This is a genomic window from Paenibacillus sp. LBL, from assembly GCF_029893715.1.
GTDB lineage: Bacteria > Bacillota > Bacilli > Paenibacillales > Paenibacillaceae > Paenibacillus_AQ > Paenibacillus_AQ glucanolyticus.
Genome location: NZ_JARXYU010000001.1, coordinates 919,545 through 934,768 on the forward strand (window position 1 = coordinate 919,545; position 15,224 = coordinate 934,768).

General features: G+C 50.0%; 11 protein-coding genes. 5 read left to right on the forward strand and 6 right to left on the reverse strand.

Going from position 1 to position 15,224, the window contains the following annotated elements:
- Positions 1–88: 88 nt before the first annotated feature.
- Both M2277_RS04500 and gdhA read left to right on the forward strand, forming a co-directional pair.
- Positions 89–925 carry a YitT family protein gene (locus M2277_RS04500; RefSeq protein ID WP_280754253.1) on the forward strand — a complete coding sequence of 279 codons (837 nt, stop codon included), beginning with the start codon at positions 89–91 and terminating at the stop codon, positions 923–925.
- Positions 926–1,564: 639 nt separating this feature from the next.
- Positions 1,565–2,944, forward strand: coding sequence for an NADP-specific glutamate dehydrogenase (gene gdhA, locus M2277_RS04505; RefSeq protein ID WP_076152169.1), 1,380 nt, complete (start codon positions 1,565–1,567; stop codon positions 2,942–2,944).
- A gap of 51 nt (positions 2,945–2,995) precedes the next feature.
- Here the strand turns inward: gdhA and M2277_RS04510 are convergent, their stop codons facing one another.
- Positions 2,996–3,979 carry a diaminopimelate dehydrogenase gene (locus M2277_RS04510; protein ID WP_006212103.1) on the reverse strand — a complete coding sequence of 328 codons (984 nt, stop codon included), beginning with the start codon at positions 3,977–3,979 and terminating at the stop codon, positions 2,996–2,998.
- A gap of 311 nt (positions 3,980–4,290) precedes the next feature.
- Between M2277_RS04510 and M2277_RS04515 the strand changes: the two genes are divergently transcribed.
- Positions 4,291–5,028, forward strand: coding sequence for an MORN repeat-containing protein (locus M2277_RS04515; RefSeq protein ID WP_280754254.1), 738 nt, complete (start codon positions 4,291–4,293; stop codon positions 5,026–5,028).
- Positions 5,029–5,131: 103 nt separating this feature from the next.
- Here M2277_RS04515 and M2277_RS04520 read toward each other — a convergent pair whose 3' ends face one another.
- The 4 genes from M2277_RS04520 to M2277_RS04535 all read right to left on the reverse strand — a co-directional run bounded on the left by M2277_RS04520 (position 5,132) and on the right by M2277_RS04535 (position 9,648).
- Entirely contained in the window at positions 5,132–6,676 is a 1,545-nt protein-coding gene (locus tag M2277_RS04520; protein ID WP_280754255.1) for a copper amine oxidase N-terminal domain-containing protein, read from the reverse strand.
- A gap of 12 nt (positions 6,677–6,688) precedes the next feature.
- On the reverse strand, positions 6,689–8,095 hold the full coding sequence (locus M2277_RS04525; protein ID WP_036643393.1) for an MBOAT family O-acyltransferase: 1,407 nt from the start codon (positions 8,093–8,095) through the stop codon (positions 6,689–6,691).
- A gap of 218 nt (positions 8,096–8,313) precedes the next feature.
- Entirely contained in the window at positions 8,314–8,706 is a 393-nt protein-coding gene (locus M2277_RS04530) for a VOC family protein (RefSeq protein ID WP_006212107.1), read from the reverse strand.
- Positions 8,707–8,886: 180 nt separating this feature from the next.
- Complete coding sequence (locus M2277_RS04535; RefSeq protein ID WP_280754256.1) at positions 8,887–9,648, reverse strand: SDR family NAD(P)-dependent oxidoreductase; 762 nt, start codon at positions 9,646–9,648, stop codon at positions 8,887–8,889.
- A gap of 243 nt (positions 9,649–9,891) precedes the next feature.
- On the opposite strand from M2277_RS04535, the gene M2277_RS04540 reads away from it, so the two are divergent.
- Positions 9,892–11,007 carry a DUF3626 domain-containing protein gene (locus tag M2277_RS04540; protein WP_280754257.1) on the forward strand — a complete coding sequence of 372 codons (1,116 nt, stop codon included), beginning with the start codon at positions 9,892–9,894 and terminating at the stop codon, positions 11,005–11,007.
- A gap of 137 nt (positions 11,008–11,144) precedes the next feature.
- Positions 11,145–11,999: an AraC family transcriptional regulator gene (locus M2277_RS04545; protein ID WP_280754258.1), complete on the forward strand. Its 855-nt coding sequence runs from the start codon at positions 11,145–11,147 to the stop codon at positions 11,997–11,999.
- Positions 12,000–12,196: 197 nt separating this feature from the next.
- On the opposite strand, the gene M2277_RS04550 is transcribed toward M2277_RS04545, so the two are convergent.
- Positions 12,197–15,178: an S-layer homology domain-containing protein gene (locus tag M2277_RS04550; RefSeq protein WP_280754259.1), complete on the reverse strand. Its 2,982-nt coding sequence runs from the start codon at positions 15,176–15,178 to the stop codon at positions 12,197–12,199.
- Positions 15,179–15,224 lie beyond the last annotated feature (46 nt).

Genomic DNA, 15,224 nt, shown 5'->3' on the forward strand with positions numbered 1-15,224 from the left:
CTATGTTTGCATAAAGCGATTAAAGGATGATTTTTTCCTTTAATCGCTTTTTTTGTGAGCTTGTTGAAAGTCATGGAGGTAGGTACGTATGAAAAAAAGAGCATTTGATATGATCATGCTGCTCATCGGGGCATTTATTTTTGCGCTGGCCGTCAATTTATTTGTGATTCCCAACGATTTTGGCGAAGGCGGCGTTACCGGGGTATCCATCATTCTGTATTACGCACTGCAATGGTCCCCGGCACTGGTCGGTATCGTTATTAACGGGATTTTACTCATTATCGGCTACAGGCTGCTGGATAGAAGAACAACGGTGTATACCATTATTGCGGTTGCCTTTAACTCCATCTTCCTGCATCTGACAGAGAACTGGCGTATCGCTTCGAATGAGCCGGTGATCAACGCCATCTTCGCCGGACTGTTTGCCGGCGTCGGAATCGGACTCATCGTCCGGGTGGGCGGCACAACGGCAGGCACAGTCATACTCGCACGTCTGGCCAACAAATATTGGGATTGGAATATCAGCTACGCACTGCTGTTCTTCGACCTGATCGTGGCTGGACTGTCCGTCTTTGTTATCGGTATCGAGAAGGTGATGTTCACGGTGGTGATCCTCTATATCGGGACCAAAGCCATGGAGTTTATTATCGAGGGGCTGAATCCCAAAAAAGCCGTTACCATCATCTCAACCCATCATGATCGCATCGCCATACGGGTGACGGAGATCATGGATCGCGGGGTAACCGTATTGCGGGGTTACGGATACTACACCGGTCAAACGAAAGATGTGCTTTACATCGTCATTAGCAAACAAGAAGTATCCATGCTCAAAAAAATCGTGCGCGCAGAGGACAAAAATGCCTTTGTCACGATCCACGATGTACGCGATGTGTTTGGCGAGGGATTCATTGATATATCCAAATAAAACGCACTTATTCTTATTGTAATAACAAAATAGATCGAAACTCAGCACACGGACTGGGTTCGATCTTTTTTTTGTGTACATGTTCGGCTATATTAAACAGCTTAATCGGAGACATATATCTTCCGTACTCCAATCCGAGATTCGTTATCGCATCATCCGACACGGACAGCAGAGGTACATTCTCTCCTTCCGCCCCGGCCTGCTTCGGATCTGCTGGCTGGATGACCAGAAGCGTCTCCGCCGGAAGATGGCTCCTTCAGCTCCTGTAATAATATTCCATGTATTCCATTACCCTAAACGTAAAACACACCCAAAAAATTTAACTTCGCGACCGGTTTCGTTGTGTATTTCCATGACAAATTCAGCTTATTTTTTGCATTTTAACTACACGAAACACGGCGAAACTGCCAGCGAATTAACACCTAATGACAGGTTTATAGAAATATTTAATGAGTTCGTAAAAAACATTTTATTGGTAATGCGAGCCAAGATTCTATAAAATTCTTTTTAACTTAAAAATGCAGAGTGCAAACTTTTAATGTTTTAGTACAAATTGTCCAAGACAGGCCCCTCTTTCTGCAGAACAGACGATTTTTCACGCAATACTACTTTAACGATTTGAAGGAGTGCATCGCAAAAGTGACTACGAATATTTCTGTATCCTCACCCCTTACTGCCGCGCAAGATTATGTGGAATCCATCTATAACCAGGTTGTAGCGCGAGATCCGCATGAGTCCGAATTTCATCAAGCCGTCCGGGAATTTGTGGATTCCCTCGTCCCTGTGTTAGCCCAGCATCCGAAGTATCGTGAGCTTGGTATCTTGGAGCGCCTTGTCGAGCCGGAGCGTATGATCACCTTCCGCGTTCCTTGGATGGACGACCAAGGCAGAACTCAAGTGAACCGCGGGTTCCGCGTCCAGTTTAACAGCGCACTGGGTCCGTACAAAGGCGGCATCCGGTTCCATCCGTCGGTTTATGCCGGCATTGTCAAATTCCTTGGTTTTGAGCAAATCTTTAAAAACTCGCTCACGGGCCAGCCGATCGGCGGCGGCAAGGGTGGTTCGGATTTCGATCCGAAAGGCAAGTCCGATCAGGAAGTGATGCGTTTTACCCAGAGCTTCATGACCGAGCTGTACCGCCATATCGGACCTGATTCCGATGTGCCTGCTGGGGATATCGGTGTCGGTGCTCGCGAGATCGGTTATATGTTCGGTCAATACAAGCGTATCCGCGGAGGACATGAAGCCGGAGTGCTGACAGGCAAAGGCGTCATATATGGCGGAAGCCTGGCTCGGACGGAAGCAACCGGTTATGGCTGCGTTTACTTCGTACAGGAAATGCTGGCTGCGCAAGGCCTTGATTTCAAAGACCGCCGCGTCGTGGTTTCCGGCTCGGGCAACGTCTCCATTTACGCCATCGAGAAAGCGCAGCAGCTCGGCGCGCATGTCATTGCTTGCAGTGATTCCAACGGATACCTGCATGATCCGGACGGAATCAACCTTGAAACCGTCAAGCTGCTGAAGGAGCGGGATCGCCTGCGGATCAGCGAATACGTCAAGATCCACCCGCATGCCGAGTATACCGAAGGCTGCTCGGGAATCTGGAACCTTCCATGCGATATCGCACTTCCTTGTGCCACGCAGAATGAGCTCGACGCCGACGCTGCCAAAACACTCATCGCAAACGGAGTGAAGGCTATCGGCGAGGGAGCCAATATGCCTTCAACATTGGAGGCCATGGAGCTGTTCATTAGCAGCGGCGTGTTGTTTGGACCGGCTAAAGCCGCCAATGCAGGCGGAGTTGCCGTATCCGCTCTGGAGATGAGCCAAAACAGCATGAGAATGTCATGGACCTTTGAAGAGGTGGATGCGAAGCTCCATCAGATTATGAAAAACATCTACAGCAGTGCCGTAGATGCTGCTGAAGAGTATGGTGTGGCCGGCAATCTTGTGGCTGGCGCCAACATCGCAGGTTTCATCAAAGTGGCCGATGCCATGATCGCCCAAGGTATCGTATAATATACAGAAAAAAAGAAGCCCTGCCGCATATGCGGCAGGGCTTCTTACAGCTTACAGCAGCTCGCTGCGGAGCTCTTCGGCTGATTTTGGCGACAGGTATCCGAGCGGGATATCAAATACCGTCTTGGCGCCTTGCTGTCCCTCTCTGCTCAAGCGAATGGCCGCTCTTGCATAAGACACGAGCACGCTCGCCGTAAATTCAGGGTTGCTGTCGAGTTTCAGCCCGAATTCAACAATTTGCTTGCTTCCGTTTCCGGTGATCCCGCTGCGGATGACAAATCCGCCGTGAGGCATCCCGGCATGCTCAGCCTCAAGCTCTTCTTGCGTAATAAAGGTAACGGTTGTATCGTAATCCGCAAAATAGTTAGGCATCGACACAATGGTTTGGCGGATTTGTTCTTGGTCCGCTCCTTCTTCCGCTACAACAAAGCAATCTCTCCGATGCTTCTCGCGAGTAGATAGCTCCGGCGTTTCTCCGGAACGGATCTGGTCGATAACCTCTTCTACCGGAACCGTGTATTGAACGCCCGCTTTCACCCCGGGTACTCGACGGATCGCATCCGAGTGGCCTTGGCTTACGCCCTTGCCCCAGAACGTGTAGTCTTTTCCTTCAGGCAGAATCGCTTCGGCGAGGAGACGGTTCATGGAGAACAGCCCCGGATCCCAGCCTGTCGAGATCACGCTCACATGACCTCCGCCCATCGCTGCTTTGTTAACTTCCTGGAAAAACTCAGGGATTTTCGCGTGTGTGTCAAAGCTGTCTACCGTATTGAACATACTGGCAAGCTGTGGAGTTTGCTCAGGCAAATCCGTAGCCGAACCGCCACAGAGGATCATGACATCAATCTTGCCGATATATTGCTCTGCCGCTGATATATGCTCGAAGCGTGCACCGGAATTTGCCGGCATTTGCTGCGGGTCTCTGCGCGTGAAGATAGCCACCAGCTCCAGATCCGGATTCTGTCCGATCGCTTTCTGTACCCCTTTACCCAAGTTACCATAACCTACGATTCCTACTTTAATAGATGCGTTCAATGTTTATCCTCCCTTTGCCAGACCATACTTCCATTGGCATGATGTTTATGTACTGCTTTAAAGTATAAGTATATAGACATCACAACAAATGTAAACTATTTTATGTTGAGAGGAAATCCTTTCTATCTGTTTCGTTCATATTTTATCCACAATAATCTTGCCTGTTGTCTTGTGAAACGTAGCCCCGGTATTCTGACTTCGTTCTTGCTATTTCAACACGAAGGACCCATAATTTTGCAGCCATAAGAGGATTTATGGAAGCTTAAGAGAAGTAAATATTAAGATCACCCGAGAAAAGGAGACATGTTATCATGCAAAAAATAAAGCTGTTATCCATAACTCTTGCTTGTGCTTTATCGCTCTTTGCATCTTCTCTCGTTCCAGCACCAGCATCAGCAGATGCCAATGCCGCCTCCGCCAAGGAATGGATCCAAATATCCGCACGGACATCTTATTACGGTGAGACAGCCCATGGCCAGCCCCACGGGCGAGGCACTATCAAATGGGGTGAAGACAAACAGTATTCCGGCGATTTCGTAAACGGAAAACGCACGGGCACCGGTAAATACATGAACCAATACCAAGCAGATGATGAAGAACATAAAGTGGTGTACAACGGCTCCTGGACGGACGATAAGATGGATGGCGAAGGCCTCCAGACACACAAAGTCACGCTCCCCGACGGGACCGTCAGATGGAACCAGCTCCGGAAGGGGACATTCAAGGCAGGCGTATTCCAAAGCGGCTACGATGTCATTCATGCCGTAGCGGACCCGGATTACAGCTTCACTTACAAGAATGGCAAGGAATTGCTGACGATTATGGGAAGCAACCAAAACATGAAAAAAGCCTGGGCAGCTGCCTCCATGTTCAGTGTCCAATACAAAAACGGCTCCGTCAACAAATCCTATTCGATCTTTCCGGCCAGCACGGCTGCAGAACAACGTCAAAATGATGCCGCGAAAAAATATTTAAAGAGCATACAAAACAAAATAAATCCTCATCTGTTGCAATTTGAGGCATTGTCCAAGCAGGTCCCGTTAAAATAACCCGGATTCAAACAAACCCAAAAAAGAACCCCCATCTTGCAAAAAACAAGAATCGGGGTTCTTTTGAATGTTTGGTGGGTTCTTTCATTGAACTCCGTCGATGTTATGAAGCAGGCCGATCGAGTACATAACGAAGCGTATAGTAATCCGGCTTCTCAATGACTACGTTATAGCCCAATAACTCGGCGGTTTGCAGAAGGGGAACCATGGTCTTCCCGCCCGAAACATAAGGAGCATGTCGAAGTGTAACCTCGCTTTTGGCCACTCCATTCTTCCTGTCCTCTTTGCTTCTGGACTCCCATGCCTGTGTTGAATCCACCTTCAGCTCGACTGCGGGACCTCGGCCTGATAATATCACGATCCCCGCATCATACGCAGCCGATATCCCCAGTGCTTCAACCGCTTCCTTCACAGGCACCATCAATTCCGTCTCGTCGGGCATCTTCCGGCTTGTAAAAGAGATGGGCTCCCCATTCCCGTCTATCAAGACCTCGACATTTCTGGCTTCCTTCCCCGTAATAAGCACGGTGTCGACCTGTCTGGATAGCCGTTCCGTGAATGCCTCAACATTATCCGGCGTCACCTTATAGCGGACATCCCCTTCACTGATTGCCCAAGTTATACGGGAGTTTATGTCCTGTGAATGATGCGACAGATCCTTGAATAACGAGAAATCGTAGGTCCAGTCCGCTTCAGCCTGGAAGTCATATACCTGCGTGTTGCGATAGCGGTTGAACTGCTGGAACATCCAGGTCTTCATTTCCAACTGGTTGCTGTAACGGGCCGGGTTTGAATCCTGCCAAAGCTTCTGCCGCAGAATGCTGTATGGCGGAGAATAAACGATAAATTCAACTTCGGGATATGCCTCGACCAAAGACAAGACATACGTGTTGAAATGATGCTGCACCTCTTCGAGCGGCTCTTCATTCACGCCAAAATAATGTTCCGTGTTTCTTGCGCGATCGTAGGCATTCATCACCTGATCACTTCCATAGGACGCTTCATCGTTCCAGTTATACAGATACTCGATATTTTGGGGTGTTCCACCCAGGAGCGACTTGGCAATCCCTCTTGCAAAGTTTTCATAAGCGGAGTAATTGAACCAATACTTGTAATCGTTCCACCAGATGTCATCATAAAGGTAATCAGGAAAATTAGCATCTGTGCCCTCATCCGGATTCTTGAGTGCAAAATAGTCCAGTCCCCACAGGACTCTCTTCACCTTCCCAGTCTCAAGCGCCAGCGATGCAATCTTAAACTGCTCATCCGCTGTTGATCCTCGCATGGACAGCTTGAGAGCTTGACCTCCCAGGGCCTCCCCCACTTCAGACGGCAGGAAATTCTCCGTCATGGATGTACCCAGAATAATCGTATCATAGGGATAATTGCGGGCCAGACCAGGGTTCTGGTATCGCTGCTCGCCGGTGAATACAGGAGAATACCAGGTTGCCTTGCGGTAGAACTGAAAAGGGTCCAGCACAAATGTCATACAACTGATCAGCAGCGCAGCTGCGATGGAAACGAGAGCAAACTGAATCAGCATCCTTTTTCCGGCTCTCCGAGAAGCTCGCGCAGGTTGGGGACCTGCCACGGCATGCCTCTTGGATGGCGCCGACTTCGCGGCTGTTGATGTGGATGGCATGTTCATTAGCCGCCCTTCCTAAAAATTAAAATACAGAAATTCGCTAATGCGAGTAATGTACATCAAAGAGATCACAAACAGTACCGCACATACTACTGCCTGTCTGAAGTTTGGCCGGAAGGATACGGACAGCTCCGAGGAATTCCGACAGAAGAACACGATCGGGGCGATGAGGATCATGATCGCGACCGGCTCTAACAGGGCAGTGTCCAAATTCAGATGAATACCCGATAGACCGCTCATTCCCTTCATCAGCCGCATGGCATCAGCCCAGCTTTCCGCTCGGAAAAAGACCCAGGTCACCGTTATAAAAACGAAGGTGATCGCCCAAGCGAGCACACGGGGCATCGTAATGCCCAGCTTCCCCCATAACCGTTGAATGACCTGTCCGACACCGTGCAGGAGGCCCCAGAACAGAAACGTCCAGCCTGCGCCATGCCACAGTCCGCCGATCAGGAAGGTCAGCACCAGATTCCGCAGCATGATCGCTTCACCACGGCGGTTGCCTCCCAGCGGAATATAAATGTAGTCCCGTAAAAATCGGCTCAGTGTCATATGCCAGCGCCGCCAGAAGTCTTGAATATTCACCGCCTTATAAGGTGAGTTGAAATTCTGCGGCAGCCGGATATTGAACAGAAGCGCAGCACCGATAGCCATGTCGGTATAACCGCTGAAGTCAAAATAAAGCTGGAACGTATAAGATAGCGCAGCTACCCAGGAATCAACAAAGCCCGAAGCAGTATCAAAACCTGTATTGGCATAAACCGCCAGCGTATCCGCGATGACTACCTTCTTAAACAAACCGATGCAGAATATAAAAATGCCGTTTGCGGCGTTCCCCCAATCCCACAGCTTGCCCCGAACCCGATCAAACTGCGGCATCATCTCGCCATGATGCAGGATCGGACCCGCGATCAGATGCGGATAGAAAGTCACGAACAGCACATAATTGACCAGATTGTATTCGCGAGCCTTCCCCTTGTACGCATCCACCAGATAGGCGATTTGGGTGAAGGTAAAAAAGCTGATTCCGAGCGGCAGCACCAGATTGAGAAGGGGCACTTCCCACCCTGTCGCTGCTCCAATATTAACGATGAAGAAATCAGCGTATTTGTAATAGATTAACAGCAATACATTCCCTGATATGCCGGCGATTAATATGCCTTTTGCACCGCGCCGGGAAGCGGTTTGATCTAGGGAATGAGCTTGACGTGCCTGGAGCAGCCGTCCCACGGCATAATTGAAGGCAATGGAGCCGAGAAGAAGAGGTAAATAACTGATATTCCACCAGCTGTAGAAGAATAGCGAGGATAATGCCAGCCAGCATTTAGCGGCCAATCCGTAACGAAGCCGGTTCAGCATAAAATAAACAAGCACCGTAATCGGCAGAAACACAAAAATAAAAGGATAAGAATTAAACAACATGCCTGAACAGGCACCTCCGACTTCCTGACTTCACATTTCGCTTCGGTTTATGTCGTTTTTAGACGACGATTTCTCAATAGTATCATATATTTTACATCTGAGAAATAATTTTCTTGCAACTGCTTTCTATGATTTATATCGAACAATTTCCATATAAACTGAAGTATAACTGAAGTATTTAACCCAAGAAATTTAGGAATCGGCAGGTGCCCCAAGCATTATCGGAGAACTTGATATAAGTCGAACTGATTACCGTATAAATCCTCAAAACCTACGCCTCTGCCACCTGGAACAGGCTTCGGTTCTCCGTGGAATACGACGCCTCTTGCTTTCAAATCCTGATAATCTTGGTCGATATCATTCGATGCAAACATGATAAGAACTTGATCGGCTGCTTGTTTACCTATAAGTTCCTCTCGTTCTGGCGTATCCGCTTCAGTTAACTCCAGAACCAACTCATTGTGCTTCTGGGGTGCAACGGTCAGGTAGCGCCAACCCGGTGCAAACTCCTCCTCTGCTACAACATGAAACCCCAGCTTCTCCGTATAGTAGGCTTTGGCTTCGTCAAGATCTCTCACGAAAATAGTAACTTGAATAGCAGACGTAATCATCGTTTTCTCCTCCTTTATCTAGGTGCAGTCCTGATTGGCTTCACCTCATCAATCACAATACAGTTTAGCAAAAGGCCTCATGCTATCTTTCTTATGCATTGCTAGATTTAAGGAGTTACAGAGAGGACCTTTGAAAGCCTCCTAGTATATAAGCGATAGAATCTTCTAATGAATGCAGCACTACTGTGCTGTCCAGCCGCCATCCACAAGCAGCAAAGTACCTGTAACAAGATCGGACGCCGGTGAGGCCAAATAAATGACGGCTCCCGCCACGTCTCCAATGGTGCCGATCCTTCCTGCCGGAATACGCGCCAATACGCCATCTCGAAAATCCGGCGAGTCCAGACGCTCGGCCGTTCCAGGCGTATGAATGAATGTCGGGCCCACCGCATTGATATTTACACCGCGACTGGACCACTCCAGCGCCAGCACCTTCGTCAACTGATTCACGCCTCCCTTGGAGGCGCAATAAGCTGCACCTTCGGTAATGCCAACGACACTGACCTGTGAGCTGACGTTAATGATTTTGCCATAACCCTGCTCCAGCATGATGCGGCCGGCGGCCTGACAGCAGAAAAATACGCCCTTCAAATTAACATCCATCATTTCATCCCAGTAGTCCTCTGTGATGTCTTCGGCCAGCATCCCCTCTCCCAAGCCAGCGTTATTGACCACGATATCCAGTCTGCCATAATTCTTGGCAACCTGAGCAAAAGCAGCACGGATCTGTTCCACGTTCCGGACGTCCAGTTCATAGGCCTTGGCCTGACCTCCCGCTTGGGATATGTCCTCAACTAATCGATCCAGCACCTCCTTGCTCCGTGCCATGACCGCCACCTTAGCCCCTGCCGCTGCAAGCGATTGGGCCAAACCATACCCGATGCCTTTGCTTGCGCCGGTTACAATGGCGACCTTACCCTCAATACTGAAATTAGGCTGCATATGTAAAACCTCCATGATTTTTATTCGTATATGTAGTTACATTAAATCATGGCGGTAAAGCCGAGGCAATCTTTACCAGATCATTTGAAGTCCGGCAGGAGGCTGGAACCCTAGAACCGGAAAGGAAATTTACCGAAACGCAATGGAGGAGTCATGGCCTCTCGGCTAGAAATGATGAGAAAGCAGCACCGTCATGAAAGCATGAAGGAAGCATAAAGGAATTATGGAGGAAGGAGTTACGATATGAGCGAATGGTTATCCGAAGCACAACAGCAGGCGATTCTTCATGTCGGCTCATCGGCGAAACGGGCACAACAGCATGCCATAGACATCATAGAGCGCATTTTAGAACGTAACGGCTTAGGCGCTGTGACAATCCACTCGCTATTAACCTGTATCCGAAAGAATGCCCGAGTCACGTTGAATTTCCATCCTGACCGGGTACTGCCCACCACCAACCGCGCTGTAATAGAAAGCCTTCTGACAGAGGGCCGTTACCATAACCAGTTCATCACAAGCGTGACGAATGGAAGCCGTACCGCCTATCCGGGCGGTGAGCGTGACCGCTGGGAACAGCTTCTGTTTGGCGGAGCCTACCAAGAGCCTGGCGTTCATAATGAGGAGCGGCCCAAATACGGGGCCCTTAATCTCATGAACTATGCGGACGGCGCCTCTCCCCGGTTTGGCTCTTGTTTTTTTGTATTGTCTCCGGCCATATTGAGCCGCTGCACGTTTACTTTCGGGGACAGTCATGCAGGACCTGAATTTACAGGTACCATAAAGCAATGGGATTCCGTTCTTGCAGCCCTTCTGCTTGAAATCGAGTCCACGGGGTCAGCCCTGGGCACCCCCCACATGAATATTCCATCTATGGTGGAGCAGCTTGTTCACCTGCCTTCATCCTATACCAGTCACTCCGGACCTGTTGGTCGCAGCCTGGATAATTATATTGAAGCGCAGATTCATGACGTTATCGATTTGTCCAGCGATGTGGAAGCGCTTGTTGCCGATCCATCTTACCGGAATACCCGAACCGGTCAGCTGTTTCAAGAATTGTGTGAACGATATAACCTTACCCTATCCTGGCATCCCGGGTTCTGCCTTGCTGTACAGGATGTACCCGATGACTTTCGGGGACCCGCCATGCCGCCGCTGGCCCAGAGGATCGACCGGCAATTTGCGGATTCGCAAGGCGTGCTGGACGCCGCTGTTATCGGCAAAGCAGCAGCACAGCTGTATCATCAACCAGACCATTGGAGCGATTGGGGAACCTATGATGAAACCTTTCAGCATCTCAAACAGCTGTGGCACGTGCTCGTAAAGTATGGATATCCGAATCCGAATACTTCAAGCCGCTAGGCCGCATTCCTGCCCCAGTACAGTTGATCGGTTGATCGTTCACCTGGAAATAACCAGGCTAGCCGGATCCGTGCAGCAACGGCTAGGCTTATCGATCACAGCTTCTTTATATTGATTTTAGAAAGGATGATGACCGGATGGATTGGATTCAGCGAATGAATGAGGCCATAGGCTATATGGAAGCGCACCTGACCGAGGAGATTGATTGCGCGGAAGCTGCACGGATTGCATGCTGCTCCGTGTACCATTTTCAGCGCATGTTCCCGTACATTACGGATGTTTCGCTATCTGAATACATACGGAGACGACGGCTGACCTTGGCTGCTTACGAGTTGCAGAACAGCGATATCAAAGTCATCAGCCTTGCACTCAAATATGGCTATGAATCGCCGGAGGCGTTCGCGCGCGCGTTCCAGAATATGCATGGCACAACGCCAACGGCAGCTCGCCAAGCCGGTACGAAGCTGAAGGCCTATCCCCGCATCTTCTTTCAATTTTCCATGCGAGGAGCTGCAGAAATGAATTATAGAATTGAGGAAATGAAGGGTTTCTCCATTGTTGGCTTCCAGAAGCAAATTCGAACACAGCAAGCTTATGAAGACGTCCCCCTCCTCTGGAAGGACGCCCATGCGGAAGGAATATTCGATAAGCTGTGGAACTATCGTCAGGATGACCATCCGATTCGGGGGATACTAGGGGTTTGCGCGGACGGCGACTATGGGAAAAACGAAGATTTTGATTACATCATGTCCGTGGTCTCCCAGCACACGCCCCCGGATCCGATGGTGCGGCGGCATGTTCCCGCAGCCACTTGGGCCGTCTTCGAAATGGAGGGCGACCCGAGCGGGATAGCGAATATGTGGAAGCGTCTATATACCGAATGGGTTCCATCCCATGCGTATGATCTCGCACCGATACCTGCTATTGAATGCTACCTTCCACCGGATGAGAACAAGAATGAGTTATGGATTCCTGTCATTAGAAAGGCTTAACCAGGGCTCCCCGCCTACCGACCCATAATGCAAAACCAATGAGCAGTATATCCATGCCGATGGTTCAGCGGACATTCCAGCCATTCCGTCAACATCATGATCCAGCCGATAAAAGCCGCAAGCTCTGTGATATCACAAGCTTGCGGCTTTTATATCGAAATTCATGTCTTTAACCCTAACCGACCAGGTCGTGGATGTTACTTGTTCAGCAAACGCAGCAGCATAACCACAGCCTCTGCCCGGGTGGCCGGGGCATCCGGCTCGAACTTCCCGCCGCTCCGACCGCTAACCAGTCCTTCTGCATATGCGGCGGCGATATAACCTTTTGCCCAGGCTGGAAAACTCGCCAAGTCTGCAAACTTGGCAGGGTCACCTTGAAGCGGTTCTAAACCTAACGCTTTGGCCAGCATGACAGTTAACTCCGCTCTTGTGATCACACCTGCAGGCTGGAATCGCCCATCCTGATATCCCTGAATCATCCCGGCCTCTACTGCAAGCCCTACCGCTTCCCTTGACCATTCCGGGATGTCGGATTCGTCTTTAAATGGATATTGGCCTTCACCTTGCAGCCCCTGCGCTCTAACCAGCAAAACCGTGAATTCATCTCGTCTAATTAAGGAATCCGGTTTAAACGATCCGTTAGCATAACCCTTGACGATCCCTCGGCTTGCCAGTTCGTCAATCGCTGCCTGCGCCCAGTGTCCTTCCGTATCACGAAAAGCTTCCGCAGCCTGAGGTGGCTCAGGTCTCATCGGCGGCTCAGGATTTGGCACAGTGCGGACAATGGTTAGGGTATACGTATTCACCTTGCCGCTTTCAGCGCTTACCTTAATCTCTATGACATTCTCCCCAGGTTTTAATGTGATCCTTCCGTCTTTGTCCCAGGGTCCCGTAATGCTTGCTTTGTTATGGGCGGCAGTGAGATCGAATTGGATCTCTGATGCCTCGGTCTCGGCACGATACGCGAACACGTTCGGCGAGAAGTCGGGACTCAGCTTCAACGCATTCCCGGCTTCCCCAGCTCCAATAGAGAATGTATGAAGCAAGGCATTATCCGAAGGAATCGTGGGTGTAGACGGGATCGGGTTCGCCGGTCCCGGATCTGGATTGCCTCCCGGATTTGGAGCTGGAGGCGCAGGGAGCTGAAGTGTCTTCGCTGTTGCCTCGAGCGGTGTGCTACCGTTTCCGGCAGGGTCATATGCCTTTACCCGAAACGTGTAGGACGTATTCGGGGATAAACCGTCCATCGTGTAGGAATACGTGCTGCCGGTTACCGTTGCTACCAGAGTATCTGCGGTATCTACGCGGTATATCCGATATGCTGAAACCTCTTCATGATCCGACGCTTGCGGCCAGGATAATCTCATCGAGGTTGTGCTGATGTCAGATATCGTCAGTTGTCCGAGATCAGGCCATACCGGAGCTTCCTGATCCGGATCAGGGCCTGAATTCGGATCTTCCAGCGTCTGAACCGTCGTCTGGAGCGGAACGCTCGCATTGCCGGCCCGATCATAGGCACGGACGCTAAGCGTATACGATGTGTCGGCCGCCAAACCGTTCATCTCGTAGGAATAGGTGGCACCCGTCACGGTTGCTGCCGGCGTGGCATCATTCCCATTAAAAATGCGATATTCCGCAACCTCGTCATTGTCCGTGGCTTCAGGCCAAGACAGCTTGAGGGAGTCGGTGGATATGTCGGATGCAAGCAGCTCCGCAGCCGCAGGCCATAACGGCCCTTCCGTGTCTGGCTGCGGGTCATCCTCTGTTATCGTGATAACCGCCTGGATTGGGCTGCCAACGACTGTACCTGGCACTGCAGCAATATTCAAATAAAACTCACGGTCATCTTCATGGATATCATCATTTAGAATTTCGATCTCAATCCATTTCTCAAGCTCTCCATCGGCAAAAGAGAGCGTCCCTGAAGTTGGCTTATAATGCTTGTCAGCCTTAGCGCTTCCATCCGCAGTATGATAAGTGACAGCGACAGCACCGTGGCTGCCTCCTTCACGCATCACCTTCACCCGTACCTCGGCCCCGTCTTCCGAAACCGCGTAATCAGCCGCCTCCAGCCTTATCGTTCCCGGTTCGGGTTGCACAACAATAGCCTTGTAGATATACAGGGCTTGATTAGAAGATACAATAAGGTCCGGCGTTCCGTCCTCGGCATAGTCCCCGACAAGCGCCCGGTGCGTTCCATTTCCCTGAGTGACCAATTCCGTTTGCCACAGTAAATTCAGTTGGCCTGACGCATACTCCTTGGAATACAAATCAACGCCTTTTCCCGTCGCAACGATTATTTCCGATTGGCCATCCCCGTTTACATCCTCTGCATATACTTTTTGAGGAACCGTGACCAGGGGCTGCTGCTGAAGATTATACGTATTGTCCCCAAAATTCATATAGAAGAAAACGCCTAATATATCATTCAGCGCCATAATATCGATATGTCCGTCACCATCAATATCCCTGGATATGAGATCCACGGTATTGCCTGGTACCATATGAAAGATCTCGCTCCGCGTATAATCATTTCCCTTATACCGCTGCAGACCCAGCATCGGACTGGCCACAACCAAATCTACCGTGCCTATGGCTCCATTCGTGATGGTTGTCGCTCTATTGCCGCCTGGTGTCAAAGTGATGGGGAGCATTGTAAAAGTTCTATCTGCGGCAACGTGAACAATGGTAACCTGATTGAAATTAATAATCATAATGTCTCTCTTACCATCCAAATCAAAGTCCGCAGCTACGATATCCTGAGAAGGCAGCAATGAAAGCAGCCTCGTATCACGAAAGGTACCGTCACCTTCCCCGTACCATAAAAACGTTCCGATTTGCGTTCCGATCAGTAAGTCCAAGTGATCGTCCTGATCGTAATCATCGATTTCTAGTGTATGCGGCACCCCCAGAACCTGCAGGCTTTGTGGGAGAGGATCAAATGTTCCATCCCCCTGGCCATAGAATACATGGACACTCCCATCATCCGTTATGGCCGCAAAATCCAAATGGCCGTCTTGGTTGAAATCACCCGATTTTAAATCTACCACCTTACCGCTAAGCTGGGCGATCTCGGATTTATTCTCATAGTCCGGTACAGCCGCATAGGCACTCGGCGGCAGCAGCAAAAGACTGCATAGCAGTATCATCATGAATTTATAGCCGTTTGGAATACTCATAAAATTTCTCCTGAACATCGACTTCAACTTCTAACCTCCCATTCAC

Coding starts and splice junctions, on each gene's coding strand:
- M2277_RS04500 (WP_280754253.1), top strand. CDS start 89: ATGAAAAAAAGAGCATTTGATATGATCATGCTGCTCATCGGGGCATTT.
- M2277_RS04515 (WP_280754254.1), top strand. CDS start 4,291: ATGCAAAAAATAAAGCTGTTATCCATAACTCTTGCTTGTGCTTTATCG.
- M2277_RS04520 (WP_280754255.1), bottom strand. CDS start 6,676: ATGAACATGCCATCCACATCAACAGCCGCGAAGTCGGCGCCATCCAAG.
- M2277_RS04525 (WP_036643393.1), bottom strand. CDS start 8,095: ATGTTGTTTAATTCTTATCCTTTTATTTTTGTGTTTCTGCCGATTACG.
- M2277_RS04530 (WP_006212107.1), bottom strand. CDS start 8,706: ATGATTACGTCTGCTATTCAAGTTACTATTTTCGTGAGAGATCTTGAC.
- M2277_RS04535 (WP_280754256.1), bottom strand. CDS start 9,648: ATGCAGCCTAATTTCAGTATTGAGGGTAAGGTCGCCATTGTAACCGGC.
- M2277_RS04540 (WP_280754257.1), top strand. CDS start 9,892: ATGAGCGAATGGTTATCCGAAGCACAACAGCAGGCGATTCTTCATGTC.
- M2277_RS04545 (WP_280754258.1), top strand. CDS start 11,145: ATGGATTGGATTCAGCGAATGAATGAGGCCATAGGCTATATGGAAGCG.
- M2277_RS04550 (WP_280754259.1), bottom strand. CDS start 15,178: ATGAGTATTCCAAACGGCTATAAATTCATGATGATACTGCTATGCAGT.